Source organism: Nucisporomicrobium flavum (genome assembly GCF_016464385.1).
Lineage (GTDB): Bacteria > Actinomycetota > Actinomycetes > Mycobacteriales > Micromonosporaceae > Actinoplanes > Actinoplanes flavus_A.
In genome coordinates this window covers 308359-322318 of record NZ_JADMLH010000002.1, presented here as the reverse complement: position 1 = coordinate 322318, position 13960 = coordinate 308359, and the positions used below count along the sequence as shown (strand labels likewise).

Here is a 13960-nt window from a genome sequence, read left to right as displayed (position 1 = left end):
AACCCCGCCCTCCACGCGGAGAGCGGGGTTCATCGGGTCAGCTGAAGAGGGGCCGTACGCAGAAGTAGACGACGCAGGAGATGGCCGCCGCCGCCGGGAACGTCGTGATCCAGGCGATGACGATGTTGCCCGCCACGTTCCAGCGCACCGCCGACAGCCGCTTGGTCGAGCCCACGCCCATGATCGCCGAGGTGATCGTGTGGGTGGTGGAGATCGGCGCCTTGAGCACGAGCGCGTTGAAGAACAGCACCGAGCTGGCCACCATCTCGGCCGCGAAGCCCTCCGCCGGGCCCAGGTCGATGATCTTGCGGCCGAGGGTGCGGATGATGCGCCAGCCGCCGGCGTACGTGCCCGCCGCCAGCACCGCCGCCGAGGTCCAGAACACCCACCACGGGATGTGCGTGGCGCTGCTCTGGAAGCCGCCGGTGTACAGGGCCAGCACGATGATGCCCATCGTCTTCGCCGCGTCCTGCATGCCGTGGCCGACGGACATGAACGCCGCCGAGATCGTCTGCGCGACCCGGAAGCCGCGGTTCAGCTTGCCCGGCTGGCCGCGCCGGAACGACCACATGATGGCGACCATGACGGCGAAGCCGAGCAGGAAGCCGACGAAGGGCGACGCCACCATCGGGATGAGCACCTTCTCGATGATGGTGCCCCACTCGATCGTCGCGTCGGCGGCGAAGAAGGTGGCGCCGACCAGGCCGCCGAACAGCGCGTGCGACGAGGACGACGGCAGGCCGAAGTACCAGGTGATGAGGTTCCAGGCGATCGCGCCGACCACCCCGGCGAAGACCACGCCGAGGCTGGGGATGCCGACCGGGAGCTTGACCAGGCCGTCGCCGACCGTCTTGGCCACGCCGGCGCCGAAGTGCGTACCGATGAAGTTGCCGACGGCGGCCATCGCGAGCGCGACCCGCGGGGTCAGCGCGCGGGTGCTGACGCTGGTGGCGATGGCGTTCGCCGCGTCGTGGAACCCGTTGGTGTAGTCGAAGGCCATCGCGGCGATGATCACCGCGAGCACCGCTATGAGCTCAGCGGACAAGGCTCAGGACTCCTTGACCGTGATGGTCTCGACGGTGTTCGCCACGTGCTCGAAGGCGTCGCAGGCGGCCTCGAGCTCGTCGGCCACCTCCTTCATCTTCAGCACCGTCAGCGCGTCGTACTCGCCGGAGAAGAGGCGGACGAGCAGCATCCGGTACGCCCGGTCGCCGTCGTTCTCCAGCCGGTTGATCTCGATCCAGTACTCCTCGAGGCCCTTCATCGACTTCAGCTTCGGCATCGCGTCCGCCGTGATCTTGGCCTGCTGGTCGAGAACGTTGACCAGCTCGTGCATCTCCCGGGGCAGCGAGGGCAGCTCGGTCAGCCCGTACAGGTAGAGCAGGTTGCCGACCGCCTCCAGGTGGTCCATGACGTCGTCGAGCAGCGAGCCCAGCGAGTAGATGTCCTCGCGGTCGAACGGCGTGATGAACGTGGAGTTGATCTTCTTGTACAGATCGTGGGTGATCTGGTCGCTGTCGTGCTCGACGTCGGTGAGCCGGTCGCTGACGGACTGCACGTCCACCCCGGGCAGGGCCAGCTCGTTGAGCAGCTCGGTGCCCCGGACGAGGTTCTGAGCAGCCCGGGTGAACAGCTCGTAGAAGGCGCCCTCGGTGGGGCGGAAAGAGAACTTCACGACGAACCTCGTTCGAGGAAGGATGGACGGGTCAGGCGGATTCCCGGGGAATGCTAGGTAACACGTCCGGAGGTTGCAGAGCCCGCCTACCCCTGCTCAGCAGCAGTTCAGGGCGCGTTCACTTGCCGTTAACCTTGAACGCTCGCTTATCCGGACCTTTCAGACGGACTGCGTCACGTCCGGTCGCCGCGGCGACGGCGACGGGCGCCGGACGGCGGGCGCCACCGCGACCCGGCGCACCGGATGCTTGCGCAGGTGCCGGGCCAGCGCCACGTGATCCGTGTCGGCGATGACGTCGACGCCGGCCTCGCTCAGCTCGGTCCAGATCGCCTGCCGCGCCCGGCGGGAACCGGTCGGCAGCCCGCAGATGCGTACGCCCCGGCCGTCCTCGTGCGCCGACCGGACGAGCGCGTGCAGCAGATGCCGCTCCTCAGCCGGGATGGGCTCGCAGCCGTCCCAGCCGAACCGCCGCGTCCACTGCTCGCTGACCATCGGCACCAGCGTGGGCGGGGCCGCCACGGAACCGATGTCGTCGAAGGAGCCGTCGGCGAAGGCGTACCGCTCGGTCTGGACGGCGAGCAGCTCGCGGACGTCGACGATGCCGGTGACGGTGACCGTCACCGCGCCGGCCTCCAGGTTGCCGTCCACACAACGGCTGAGCAGCGGCGCATGGTCGCGCAACTGCTGGTCGAGCATCCGGTACGCCCGCAGCAACGCCCCCGCATCCCGGTTCGGCCCGGCGAACTCGACGACCAGCCGGAACGGTACGCGCTGGTCACGGCACAGCCGCCCGCCCCGGGCCTGAGCCCGCGCGAACAACGGGTTGAGCACGAGCCGGCGCAGCGTCCGCCCCGGTTGCGGCGCGCCGGGTCCCACGTACAACTCGCCGTGCGGACCCGGCCGGACCGGCACGGTGAGCCCGGCGAGACCGTGGCGCAGCACGGCGGGCAGCGGGTCGGCCACCTCGGCGCCGGCGATCGCATGCGCGGCGGGCAGGTACGGCCGCGGCCGCCGTGCCACCGCGACGCCCAGGGTCGCCGCGCCGGTGGCCCCGGCGAGCGTCGCCAGGCCGCCCAGGAGGGTTGCTACGTCGTCGGACACCGTCCTACCCCCGTCTCCCCCGGCACACGAAAGGGGCCAAATGCCCCCATAGTGTTCACCACTGTGTCACATGTGACACCGGTGGCCGGGCAATCTCGCGGAGAATTCCTCCATGCCGTCTCCGGGTCCCTCCGCGCTCCCAGCTCCCTCTCCGGCTGACTTCGAGGCCGAGCGTCCGCATCTGCTGTCGGTCGCGTACCGGATGCTCGGCAGCCGCGCCGAGGCCGAGGACGCGGTCCAGGAGGCGTGGCTGCGCTACCACCGCGCGCTCGAAGCCGGCGAGGAGATCCGCGACCTGCGCGGCTGGCTCACCACCGCCACCGGGCGCATCTGCCTCGACGTGCTCAAGTCGGCCCGGGTGCGGCGGGAGGCGTACCCCGGGCAGTGGCTCCCGGAGACCTTCGTGTCCCGCCTCGACGACCCCGCCGAGAAGATCGCGCAGAAGCAGGAGGTGAGCCTCGCCCTGCTCGTGGTGATGGAGAAGCTGACCCCCGAGCAGCGCGTCTCCGTGGTGCTGCACGACGCGTTCGGGCTGCCGTTCGAGGAGGTCGCGGACGTCCTCGGCACCAGCGTCGCCGCCGCCCGGCAGCACGCCTCCCGGGGTCGCCGGGCGATCTCCGACGGCCAGGCGCGGCACACGGCCGACCTGGCGGAGCAGCGCCGGGTGCTCGAGGCGTTCCTCGCCGCGGCGTCCTCCGGCGACCTGCGCGCGCTGGCCGCCGTCCTGGCGCCGGACGTGGTTTCCATCGGCGACGGCGGCGGCGTGGTCAACGCGGGCCAGAACGCGGTCGTCGGGCTCGACAAGGTGGCGCGCTTCTGGGTGGGCATCCTCAGCCGGCGGCTCCGCGAGGTTCCCGAGTTCACCGTGGAACCGGTGCTGGTCAACGGCGACGCCGGCGTGCTCGTCACCGGACGCTACGCCGACGGGCGCCGGCTGCTGACGGTCATGTCGGTGGCGGTCTCCGACGGCCGCATCACGGCCGTCTACAACCAGCTCAACCCGGCCAAGCTGGGGTCAGTCACTGACGGCCGATAGCCATTTCCGGTACGCCGAAGCGAACGGCTCGGTGCCGTCGCCGAGGGCCACGACGAGATGCTCCGCAGCGGCGTGCGCCTCGGCGACCACCTCGGGGGGATAGCCGAAGCGCACCCGGTGGTCCTCGAACTCGTCCTCGTCGCGCAGCTCGATCAGGCCGGTGTCCCGGCGGCGGGAGACGTCCAGGTCGAGGTCGACGATGTGCACGGTGTCGCCCTCCCAGCGCGCCGGGGTGGTGATGTCGCAGTAGACCTCGCTGGTGCGCGGCGGCGGGTTGAACATGCCGGTCCACCATGCGCTGTGCGGGATGAGCAGCACGAACGGGATCTGCTCGACGGACGGCTGGCCGTGGTAGACCGACGCCGTTCCCCGGGTCACGCCGACCCAGACGCCCAGGTCGTCCTCGTTGAGGCGGCGGGCCGGATAGTCCCGGTGAGCGGATCCGTCGTACTTGGTGTAGACCACCCGGACCATCTCACTCGGCATGACAAGACCCTAGCGGTGCGACGGTTTCGTCGGTGGTGGCGGGTACGGTCTTCGTCGTGACCGCCCCCGCCAAGTCCCGCCGCAAGTCCACGACCGCCAAGCAACTCCTCGCCGCCGCGGTCGGCGCGGTCCCCGGCGGCGCTTCCCGCCCAGGTCAGGAGCAGATGGCCGAGGCGATCGAGCGGGCCGTCAAGGAGCGGGAGCACCTGCTCGTCCAGGCCGGCACGGGCACCGGCAAGAGCCTGGCGTACCTGACGCCCGCGCTGCTGGTCGACGGCCCGGTCGTGGTCTCCACCGCGACCCTCGCGCTGCAGAACCAGCTCGTCGAGCACGACCTGCCGCGCCTCGCCGCCGCGGTCGAGCCGGTGCTCGGCCGCCGGCCCACGTTCGCGGTGCTCAAGGGCCGTCACCACTACCTGTGCGTGGCCAAGCTCGAGCACGCCGACGAGGAGGCGCCCACCGACACGCTCTTCGACGACGCGCCGGCGCGCACGACGCAGTGGCTCGGCGAGGCGGGCCGGCTGGGCAAACAGATCCTGCGCGTGCAGGAGTGGGCCGAGAAGACCACCACGGGCGACCGCGACGAGTTGGACCCGGGGGTGGACGACACCGCGTGGCGGCAGGTCTCCATGCCGGCCCGCGACTGCGTCGGCGCGGCGCGCTGCCCGTACGGCGCCGACTGCTTCGCGGAGGCGTCCCGGGTCCGCGCCCGGGAGGCCGACATCGTGGTCACCAACCACAGCCTGCTGGCGGTCGACATGCTGGCGGAGCGCAACATCGTCCCGCCGCACAAGCTGCTCATCGTGGACGAGGCGCACGAGCTCGCCGACCGGGTCTCCTCGGCGGCCCAGGCGGAGGTGACCCCCGACGCCGTGGAGCGCGCCGCCAAACGGGCCCGCCCGCTGATCTCCCCGGACGCCGCCGAGGCGCTGGCGACGGCGGCCGACTCGCTGACCGTGGGCCTGGCCGACATCCCCGCGGGCCGGCTCACCACGGGCCTGCCCCCGCTGCTGCACCAGGCCCTGCTGCTCGTCGACTCCGCGACCCGCGCCGCGCTGGAGGCGATCGGCGACATCAAGGCCGACGACCCGGACCCGGTCCGCAAGCAGCAGGCCAAGGCCACCCTGGACGACCTGTCCACCACGACGCAGCGCCTGCTCGAGGAGTCCGACTTCGACGTGGCCTGGGTCGAGAAGAGCGATCTCGGCTCGGGCCGGCGAGCGGTGGTGGTCGCGCCGCTGTCGGTGGCGGGCACGCTCGCCACCAACCTGTACGACGAACGCACCGTGGTGGCGACCTCCGCGACGCTGACCCTCGGCGGCCGGTTCGACACGGTCGCCCGGTCCCTGGGCCTGCCGGCCGCACCGGCGGTCCCCGCGGCGCGCACCGGCCCGGGCCTGAGCGCGGAGGCGCCGCCGACCTCCGGGGACGGCTGGAGCTCGCTCGACGTCGGGTCGCCGTTCGACTATCCGAAACAGGGCATCCTGTATGTGGCGGCGCACCTGCCCCGGCCCGCCGCCTCCGGCCTGCCCGACGCCGCCGGCGAGGAGCTGCTGAAGCTGGTGGAGGCGCTCGGCGGGCGTACCCTCGGACTCTTCTCCTCCCGGCGCGCGGCGACGCAGGCGGCCGAGCTGCTCCGGGCACGGACCGACCTGCCGATCCTGCTGCAGGGCGAGGAGACGCTGCCGATCCTGGTCCGCAAGTTCAAGGAGCAGCGGGAGAGCTGCCTGTTCGGCGTGATGTCCCTCTGGCAGGGTGTCGACGTTCCCGGTGACGCCTGCCAGCTGGTGGTCATCGACCGACTGCCGTTCCCGCGGCCGGACGAACCGCTCGCGGCCGCGCGGGCGGCGGCCGTCGACGCGACCGGCGGCTCCGGCTTCGCCTCGGTGAGCGTCCCCATCGCGGCGGTCCGGCTCGCCCAGGGCGTCGGCCGGCTGATCCGCTCCCACGGCGACAAGGGCGTGGTCGCCGTGCTCGACTCCCGCCTGGAGACCGCGCGCGGCTACGGCGCCTTCCTGCGCAAGTCCCTGCCGCCGTTCTGGTACACGACCCGGCCGGAGGTCGCCGTGGGCGCCCTCCAGCGACTCAACAAGAGCTGATCACTGCGCGTCGAGGGCGCCGCCCGTGGGGACCACGACCGCGTTCGGCGGCACCTCCGGCCGGCGTCGGACCAGCCGTCTGATGCCGGTGTTCAGCACCGCGATGAGCGGCACGGCGACCAGCGCGCCGATGATGCCGGCGATCACCACGCCGGAGGCGATGCCGACGATCACCACGAGCGGATGGATCGCGACCGCACGCCCCATGATCAGGGGCTGCAGGATGTGCCCCTCGACCTGCTGCACCAGGATCACCGCGCCGAGCACGATGAGCGCGACGATCCAGCCCTGGTCGACGAGCGCGACCAGCACGGCGACCGCGCCGGAGACGCTCGCCCCGACGATCGGGATGAACGCGCCGAGGAAGACCAGGGCCGCCAGCGGGAACGGGAACGGCACGTCCAGGAACACCAGCGCGAGGCCGATGCCGGTGGCGTCGATGAACGCGACCAGCACGGTGGCCCGGACGTAGGAACCCAGCGTCGCCCACGAGGCGTCGCCGGCGTCGGACAGGCTCCAGCGGGCGTTGACCGGGAACAGGCGGACGATGAAGCGCCAGATCTTCCGCCCGTCGCGCAGGAAGAAGAACGTCGCGAAGAGCACGAGCACCGCGCTCGTCAGCACCTCCGCGAGCGTGGCCGCGGTGGCGACCCCGGTGGCCGTCAGCTGCGAGGTGTTCGAGTTGGTCCAGTCCTGCACCGAGTCGATGGCCTGGTCGACCTGGGCGTCGGACAGGTGCAGCGGGCCGGTCCGGGCCCAGTCCTGGATCTGCCGGATGCCCGTGCTGGCGTTGTCGACGAGCTGCGGCAGGCCGTTGATGAACTGGTTGACCACGAGCGTGAGCGTGCCCGCCACCGCGCCGAGCCCGCAGATGAGGACCAGGAACGTCGCCAGCGAGGGCGGGAGCCGCAGCTTCAGCAGCCAGCCGACGGCCGGGGCGAGCAGCGCGGAGAGCAGCAGGGCGATCGCGAGCGGGACCACGACCACGCTGACCACGCTGATCACGCGCAGCAGCACCCAGCCGACCACGCCGACGACGATCAGCCGCCACGACCACGCGGCGGCGATCCGCAGCGAGTGCGGCACCTCGGCGTCGTCCCGGCTCGTCGTGGAGTGGTGCTCCTCCCCCGGAGGGGGCGGCGGCGGCTCGAACTCGATCTCGGGCTCGTCGGCGGGGTGGTCATTCTCGGCGCGCGCGGTGCGCACCGATTCCCGCCCCGACTCGTACGCCCTGCGAAGGTTCTCCTGTACCCGTTGCAAGCGGCTCAACCGCCCGACCCCCTCGCCCTCGACACGCGCTAACACCGTAGTCCAGACCGGCACACGCGCACGTCAGGCGCGGGCGTACCGTCCTCTCGTGAGCACCGACACCGAGTCCGAGGCCGGGCTGCCCATCCGCATGCTGCACGACCGAGTCCTGGTCCGTCTCGACGGCGGCGAGGGCGAGCGCCGGTCCAGCGGAGGCATCGTGATCCCGGCAACCGCGTCCGTGGGCCGCCGCCTCTCCTGGGCCAAGGCGGTCGGCGTGGGACCCAACGTCCGATCCATCGTCGTCGGCGACCGGGTCCTGTTCGACCCGGAGGAGCGCTCGGAGGTGGAGCTGCACGGCAAGGAGTACGTGCTGCTGCGCGAGCGGGACGTGCACGCCGTGGCGGCGAGCCGGGTCGAGTCGGACGGAACCGGGCTCTACCTCTAGTAGCGAGGCGGACCGTAGTTGTACGGCGGCGGCGGTCCGTAGGAGGGCGGCGGCGGGGCATAGCCCGGGTAGGCGTACGCCGGCATCTGGGGTGCCAGGCGCACCGGGACCGGCACGACCGGCTCCTCCGGCGGCCGCACCGTCCGCGTCACCCCGTCCGGGAAGGCGATCTGGTAGCTGGCGCCGTCCCAGAACGCCCGCGGCATCTGCGGGTCACGCCCCACGAAGACGGACCGGTAGCCCGAGATGTCCGCGAGCAGCTTGCGTTCCTCCTCCTGCGCCCGCTGCTGGTCCTCGGGCTTGCGGTGCATACCGCGCCGCATGCCGTCGCGCAGCAGCGCCAGCTGGGTGGCGGCCGCCTGGAAGCCGCGCATCGCCCGCAGGCCCGGGTCACCCGCGACGCGCTTCGCCCACTGCCGGGCCGAGTGGCGGCGGCCGAGGCTGCCCAGCGTCGCGACCTCCGGCGGGGAGAGCCAGCCCGTCCGCACGTACTCCGGCAGGACCCGCTCGCTGAGCCGCCCCTCGTAGCCGCGCAACGCGATCGCGAAGCCGACCGCCGCGAAGAAGAACGGGACCATGAAGCCGAGGTAGCCGTACAGCATGATCAGGGTCTCGCCGGTCGCCACGGACAGCGTGGGCAGCAGGTTGAACGTGCCGTGCAGGATCATCGCCAGCAGCAGGCCGGCGATCGGGGCGAGCCAGCGCACCCGGCGGTCCCCCGACCGGGACGCGACGCCCAGGCCGATGCCGGTCATCGACGTGAACAGCGGGTGCGCGAAGCCGGTGAAGATGATCCGCACGATGAAGATCAGGAAGAGGTTCCGCACACCGGTGGCGGGACCGTACTGGTCGGCGCCCGACGCGTACCCGTGGCCGCCGAGGTAGAGCACGTTCTCCACCATCGCGAAGCCGAGCGCGGAGAGCCCACAGTAGACGATGCCGTCGGTGATCCCGGACCATTCCCGGCGGCGGCGCCAGAACAGCAGGATCGGGCCGAGCGCCTTCATCGACTCCTCGATGAACGGCGCCACGAGCACCGCGACGAGGGCCTCGGGCAGGCCGAGCTTGTCGAAGCCCCAGGCCGCGAAGCTGTTCACGCCGATCGCCACGAGCGTCGCGACCGCGGAGCCCCACGCGAAGCAGAACACCAGGTAGCGGATCGGCTCGGGCTCGTACCGGTCGAGCCACAGGAAACAGCCGACCAGCACGGGCACGGGCAGGATCGCCGCGGTGAGGCCGACCACGAGCCCGACGGGGCCGTTGCTGAAGCCGAGGATGACCAGCATGGCGATCGCGCAGATCGCGATGAAGCCGATGATGCCGACCAGCGGCAGCCAGCGCCGCCACCCGGCACGACGCTGGGGCAGGGGCGGCAGCGTCGCGGGGTCGGGTACCCGGTAGGCCGCGTCGAACGGCACCGTCGTCCCGGCAACCGGCTGCACGGCCGGCCCGGCTGCGGCCCACCCACCCGCGGGCGCGACCCCGCCCGCGGGGCCGGGCCACCCGGCGGCGGGCGCGGCGGTGAAGGCCGGCGGCGCGGGGTTGGGCGCCGGCGGCGCGAAGTGGGGTGCCGCCTCCGCGGGGTTGGGCGCGGGCGGCGCGAAGTGGGGTGCCGCCTCCGCGGGGTTGGGCGCGGGCGGCGCGAGGTGAGGCGCCGGCGAAGCGGCGGTGGGGGCGGACGACGCGGCGGTCCCCGGTTGCGGGGTCGGATCGGGCGGTCCGGAAGCTACGTCGGCCATGCCGCCAGCGTAGCCACCCGGCCGCGCCCCCGGCGTGCCCACGGCGACCGAACGGATCAAGCGGCCCGGCGACGGACGGATCAAGCGTCGCGGCGGCGGGGGACGAAGATGCGGCGGCGGGGAGCGGCATTGCGGCGGGCGGCCTGGTTGCGGGCGTGCCGGCCGACCGCGCGGCGGACCAGGCGCGGGGCCTGGCCGTGCTCGACCCCGGTCGCGCGCAGCAGGTCCGTGACCGTGGTGCGGACCTGCGCCACGACCACGCTGCCGGAGAAGCCGACCCCCTCGTCGTACGCGCGCCCCGCCTCCGCCGCCGCGCGCAGCGCCCGTTCCCGCGTCGCCTCGGGCTCGGCCGCCCGGGACCACTCCTCCCGCAGCAACCCGACCGCGTCGCCGAGCAGCGCGATCGCCGTCGGCAGGCACGCGGGCATGCCCTCCTTGTCGTCCAGCGCCGTGATCACCCGGCGGGCCAGCACCCGGACGTTGCGCAGCGCGTACGTGAGCTCCGCGGCGCCCTCGACGTACTGGCTCAACGCCCCGCGGACCCGCCAGCGTGCGGGCGCGAAGGCGACGTTCTCCCGGGCTGCCGTGGCGGCCTGGGCGAACGCGGCGAAGGTCGCCTCGGCGGAGCGGAGCTGGGCCAGCGCCTCGCGCACCGCGTCGGCATCGGCCGCCTGCAGCCCCCGCGCGACCGCGTGCAGCCCGTCGGCCATGGCTTCGAGCGCGGGGTCGGCGGCACGGCGTACGACGGTCAGCGGGTTGAGCGGCAGCAGGAGCGTCATCACGGTCAGGCCCACTCCACCGCCGACCAGGGCGTCGAAGAAGCGCGTCCACGGCAGCCCGGTCGTACTGGTCAGCGTGGCCACCAGCACCGCGGACGACGCCGACTGCACCACGAGCGGCGTACCGCCCCCGACCGCGGCGGCGACGAGAATGGCCAGCACCACCACGAGGCCGATCTGCCACGCGCCGGAACCGATCAGCAGGATGAGGGCGTCGCCGATGCCGATGCCGATGGCCACGCCGACGACGAGCTCGACCGTACGCCGCGCCCGCTGCCCGACCGACGACGCGAGCGTGATCACCGCCGCGATCGGCGCGAAGAACGGCGCCGGCCGCCCGATGAGGTCGTGGGCGACGAACCAGGCGATGCCCGCCGCGACGCCCGCCTGCATCGCGAGGCCGAAGGCGGCGCGGATCCGGGACCAGCCGGCGCCCGCCCCGGACCGGGAACGACCGTGCACCTCGGCGAGGACAGCGGCGAGCCTGCGCTGCGCCCCGGCGTCCGTCATGCTGTGCCTGCCCCGCGTGCCCTCCTGGCCCTCACGGTCGCGGCCGTGGGCCACTCGCGCGGGTGAGGTTCGGTGCAGTCGGTCACGCACTGACCCTAACGGCGGGCATGCCAGGATGGCGGCCGTGACATCACTTCTCGATCGCTGGGTCGCCGCGGCCCGGGGTGCCGGCGCGACCGCCGCGGAGCCCGACCTCGAGGCCGCCGGCGGCTATCTGCTGGGGCGCTGGTCGGAGCCGCAGCGGCAGTATCACGACGTGAGCCACCTGACCGCCGTGCTGGACGTGATCGACGAGCACGCGGGGCTGGCGGCGGCCCCGGACCGGGTACGCCTCGCCGCCTGGATGCACGACGCCGTCTACGACCCGCGGGCCCTCGGCGACGCCAACGAGCGCGACAGCGCGGAGTTCGCGCGCGGGCTGCTGACCACGCTCGGCGCGCCGGACGACGTGGCCGCCGAGGTGGCGCGCCTGGTGGGGCTCACGGCCGGGCACGCGACCGAGGAGACCGACCCGGACGGCGAGCTGCTCTGCGACGCCGACCTGGCCATCCTCGCCGCCGACCCGGACCGGTACACCGCCTACACCGAGGCGATCCGGCGCGAGTACGCCCACGTCCCGGAGGACACGTTCCGCGCGGCCCGGGCGCAGGTCCTCGTGTCGCTGCTGGAGCTGTCGGCGATCTACCGGCACGCCCCGCTGCACGAGGAGTGGGAGGCCCGGGCGCGCGCCAACCTGGAGCGGGAGCTCAGGGTGCTGGCGGCTGGTTGAGGTGCTTCGGACGGCGCAGCCCCGACGCCCGCAGCCGCGCGGCCACCTCCCGCGGGGCGACGAGGGTCGCGCCGAGCCACAGCGCCATCCGGAAACGGTTCTCCGGGATGTCGTAGTGGTCGCGGTCGAACCCGCGCCGGGGCGCGCCCAGCATCTCGGCGAAGGCGTGCAGTTCGGCATACGAGACGTCGCTGACCAGGTGGGACCAGAGCCGCCCGCGCGCCGGCCAGCGCGGCTCGTCGACAAGGATCACCGGTCCACGTCGAGCAGGTCCGTCCCGCGGTCCGCCGCGTAGCCGCGCACGTCGGCCACGCCGAGGCGGGCGGCGTCGGCGGTCAGGTCGTCGGGCATCTTCTGCGACTGCCGCTCGGCCTCGACCCGGGCCAGGTAGTGCTCGACCTCGCGGTCGCGGACCGCCTCGTCCCAGCCCAGCGCGTCACCCATGACCGCGGCCGCGTGCCGGGCCGTCTCCGCCCCGCGGTGCGGCGTCTCGATCGAGATCCGGGTACGCCGGGTGAGCACGTCCTCCAGGTGCAGGGCGCCTTCGGCGGTGGCCGCGTACGCGATCTCGGCCGCGAGGTATTCCGGGGCCCCGGCGAGCGGCGTGGCCAATTCCGGCTCCGCGGTGATCATCGCGAGCAGGTGGATGGTCATGGTGCCGTAGCGCTCCAGCAGGTGCTCCACCACGCCCGCGGTCACCCCGTGGCGGCGGGCGAGGTCGTGCCGGTCGCGCCACGCGGCCGCGTACCCGTCGGCGCCGAGCAGGGGAAGCTGGTCGGTGCGGGAGGGCGTGTCCAGGCCCAGCCGGCGCATCGCGCGGTCCACCACGTCGGCGGCCATCACCCGGTAGGTCGTGTACTTGCCGCCGGCCACGAGCATCAGGCCCAGCATCGGCTCGATCACGGCGTGCTCGCGGGAGAGCTTGGAGGTGGAGTCGGCCTCGCCGGAGAGCAGGGGGCGCAGGCCGGCGTACACACCCTCGATGTCGTCGACGGTGAGCGGCCGCTCGAGCACGGTGTTGACCTGGTCGAGCAGGTAGCTGATGTCGCGCGCGGAAGCGGCCGGGTGCGAGCGGTCGAGCTGCCAGTCGGTGTCGGTGGTGCCGATGATCCAGTGGCCGCCCCACGGGATCACGAACAGCACCGAGGTGGGCGTACGCAGGATCAGGCCGGCGTCGCCCGTGATCGCCGAGCGGGGCACCACGAGGTGGACGCCCTTCGACGCGCGTACCCGGAACCCCGGGCGTACGCCCACGTCGCTGAGCATCCGGGACATGTCGTCGCTCCACACGCCGGTGGCCGCGACGACCGTGCGGGCGCGTACCTCGAAGTCGGGTGAGTCCGGCGCCTCCAGGTCACGCACCCGGACCCCGACGACCTGGCGGGCGTCGCGGACGAAGCCGGTGACGCGGGCGCTGGTGACCACGGCCGCGCCGAGGCTGGCCGCGGTGCGGGCGAGGTTGACCACGAGGCGGGCGTCGTCGACCTGGCCGTCGTAGTAGCGGATCGCGCCGGTGATCTTGTCGGCGCGCAGGCTCGGGAAGAGGTGCCGGGCGCCGTCGCGGGTGAGGTGCCGGTGCAGCGGCATCCCCCGGCCCTGGCCGAACACTCCGGCGAACACGTCGTACGCGGCGACGCCGAGGCCGTAGTAGAGGCGGTGCCACACCCGGGCGGGCGGCGTGGCGGTCTCGAGCGGGACGAGGATCGGCACCGGGCGCACCAGGTGCGGCGCGAGCCGGCTGGTGAGCAGGCCACGCTCGGTCAGCGCCTCGTGCACGAGGTGCAGCTCGAGCTGCTCCAGATAGCGCAGGCCGCCGTGGATGAGCTTGCTGGACCGGCTGGACGTGCCGGCGGCCAGGTCGCGCGCCTCGACCAGCGCAACGTTCAGCCCGCGCGACGCCGCATCCAGGGCCGCGCCGGCGCCGGTGACGCCACCGCCGATGACGAGCACGTCGAATTGCTCGTCACGCAGCCGCTCGAGGTCGGCGGCGCGGCGGATGGGCGAGAGCCGTCCGGCCGAATACCGGGAAACCGAGGGAGAGCGCACCACCCCACCGTAGCGCCGCGCCTT

General features: G+C 73.1%; 13 protein-coding genes. 4 read left to right on the top strand and 9 right to left on the bottom strand.

Translation table 11 applies throughout. The features are described from left to right. Window positions 1–37: 37 nt before the first annotated feature. The 3 genes from IT780_RS05640 to IT780_RS05630 form a co-directional block, all read right to left on the bottom strand. Window positions 38–1045 (bottom strand): inorganic phosphate transporter, encoded by a 1008-nt coding sequence (locus IT780_RS05640; RefSeq protein ID WP_199510325.1) that lies wholly within the window; start codon window positions 1043–1045, stop codon window positions 38–40. A 3-nt stretch (window positions 1046–1048) separates the two neighbouring features. Next, complete coding sequence (locus IT780_RS05635; protein WP_199510324.1) at window positions 1049–1675, bottom strand: DUF47 domain-containing protein; 627 nt, start codon at window positions 1673–1675, stop codon at window positions 1049–1051. Window positions 1676–1834: 159 nt separating this feature from the next. After that, the gene (locus IT780_RS05630; RefSeq protein WP_199510323.1) at window positions 1835–2776 is read right to left on the bottom strand and encodes a PI-PLC domain-containing protein; all 942 of its coding nucleotides are present in this window, start codon (window positions 2774–2776) and stop codon (window positions 1835–1837) included. Window positions 2777–2888: 112 nt separating this feature from the next. On the opposite strand from IT780_RS05630, the gene sigJ reads away from it, so the two are divergent. Then, on the top strand, window positions 2889–3812 hold the full coding sequence (gene sigJ / locus IT780_RS05625; RefSeq protein WP_199510322.1) for an RNA polymerase sigma factor SigJ: 924 nt from the start codon (window positions 2889–2891) through the stop codon (window positions 3810–3812). Here sigJ and IT780_RS05620 read toward each other — a convergent pair. Further along, a complete protein-coding gene (locus IT780_RS05620; protein WP_199510321.1) occupies window positions 3792–4298 on the bottom strand; it encodes a DUF402 domain-containing protein in 507 nt (168 codons plus the stop codon). The two genes, sigJ and IT780_RS05620, sit on opposite strands and share 21 nt — an antisense overlap. Before the next feature lie 164 nt (window positions 4299–4462). Here IT780_RS05620 and IT780_RS05615 point away from each other — a divergent pair, with 164 nt between their 5' ends. After that, entirely contained in the window at window positions 4463–6397 is a 1935-nt protein-coding gene (locus IT780_RS05615) for an ATP-dependent DNA helicase (RefSeq protein WP_199510787.1), read from the top strand. Here IT780_RS05615 and IT780_RS05610 read toward each other — a convergent pair whose 3' ends face one another. Next, window positions 6398–7657, bottom strand: a complete 1260-nt coding sequence (locus tag IT780_RS05610; protein ID WP_233412257.1) for an AI-2E family transporter — start codon at window positions 7655–7657, stop codon at window positions 6398–6400. A gap of 139 nt (window positions 7658–7796) precedes the next feature. Here IT780_RS05610 and IT780_RS05605 point away from each other — a divergent pair, with 139 nt between their 5' ends. Next, window positions 7797–8093, top strand: coding sequence for a GroES family chaperonin (locus tag IT780_RS05605; RefSeq protein WP_199510786.1), 297 nt, complete (start codon window positions 7797–7799; stop codon window positions 8091–8093). On the opposite strand, the gene IT780_RS05600 is transcribed toward IT780_RS05605, so the two are convergent. Together IT780_RS05600 and IT780_RS05595 are read right to left on the bottom strand one after the other, a co-directional pair. Further along, window positions 8090–9832 carry a PrsW family intramembrane metalloprotease gene (locus IT780_RS05600; RefSeq protein WP_199510319.1) on the bottom strand — a complete coding sequence of 581 codons (1743 nt, stop codon included), beginning with the start codon at window positions 9830–9832 and terminating at the stop codon, window positions 8090–8092. The genes IT780_RS05605 and IT780_RS05600 overlap by 4 nt on opposite strands. A gap of 80 nt (window positions 9833–9912) precedes the next feature. Continuing rightward, window positions 9913–11121 (bottom strand): FUSC family protein, encoded by a 1209-nt coding sequence (locus IT780_RS05595; protein WP_199510318.1) that lies wholly within the window; start codon window positions 11119–11121, stop codon window positions 9913–9915. Window positions 11122–11245: 124 nt separating this feature from the next. On the opposite strand from IT780_RS05595, the gene IT780_RS05590 reads away from it, so the two are divergent. Further along, on the top strand, window positions 11246–11890 hold the full coding sequence (locus IT780_RS05590) for an HD domain-containing protein (protein ID WP_372443611.1): 645 nt from the start codon (window positions 11246–11248) through the stop codon (window positions 11888–11890). On the opposite strand, the gene IT780_RS05585 is transcribed toward IT780_RS05590, so the two are convergent. Both IT780_RS05585 and IT780_RS05580 read right to left on the bottom strand, forming a co-directional pair. Next, window positions 11868–12143 carry a DUF4031 domain-containing protein gene (locus tag IT780_RS05585; protein WP_199510316.1) on the bottom strand — a complete coding sequence of 92 codons (276 nt, stop codon included), beginning with the start codon at window positions 12141–12143 and terminating at the stop codon, window positions 11868–11870. The genes IT780_RS05590 and IT780_RS05585 overlap by 23 nt on opposite strands. Beyond that, the gene (locus IT780_RS05580; RefSeq protein ID WP_199510315.1) at window positions 12140–13936 is read right to left on the bottom strand and encodes a glycerol-3-phosphate dehydrogenase/oxidase; all 1797 of its coding nucleotides are present in this window, start codon (window positions 13934–13936) and stop codon (window positions 12140–12142) included. The genes IT780_RS05585 and IT780_RS05580 overlap by 4 nt, the downstream gene beginning before the upstream one ends. Window positions 13937–13960 lie beyond the last annotated feature (24 nt).

Excerpts from the sequence above, each read along its gene's own strand:
- IT780_RS05620 (WP_199510321.1), bottom strand. The coding sequence starts at position 4,298 with ATGCCGAGTGAGATGGTCCGGGTGGTCTACACCAAGTACGACGGATCC.
- IT780_RS05600 (WP_199510319.1), bottom strand. The coding sequence starts at position 9,832 with ATGGCCGACGTAGCTTCCGGACCGCCCGATCCGACCCCGCAACCGGGG.
- IT780_RS05595 (WP_199510318.1), bottom strand. The coding sequence starts at position 11,121 with ATGACGGACGCCGGGGCGCAGCGCAGGCTCGCCGCTGTCCTCGCCGAG.
- sigJ (WP_199510322.1), top strand. The coding sequence starts at position 2,889 with ATGCCGTCTCCGGGTCCCTCCGCGCTCCCAGCTCCCTCTCCGGCTGAC.
- IT780_RS05605 (WP_199510786.1), top strand. The coding sequence starts at position 7,797 with ATGCTGCACGACCGAGTCCTGGTCCGTCTCGACGGCGGCGAGGGCGAG.
- IT780_RS05615 (WP_199510787.1), top strand. The coding sequence starts at position 4,463 with ATGGCCGAGGCGATCGAGCGGGCCGTCAAGGAGCGGGAGCACCTGCTC.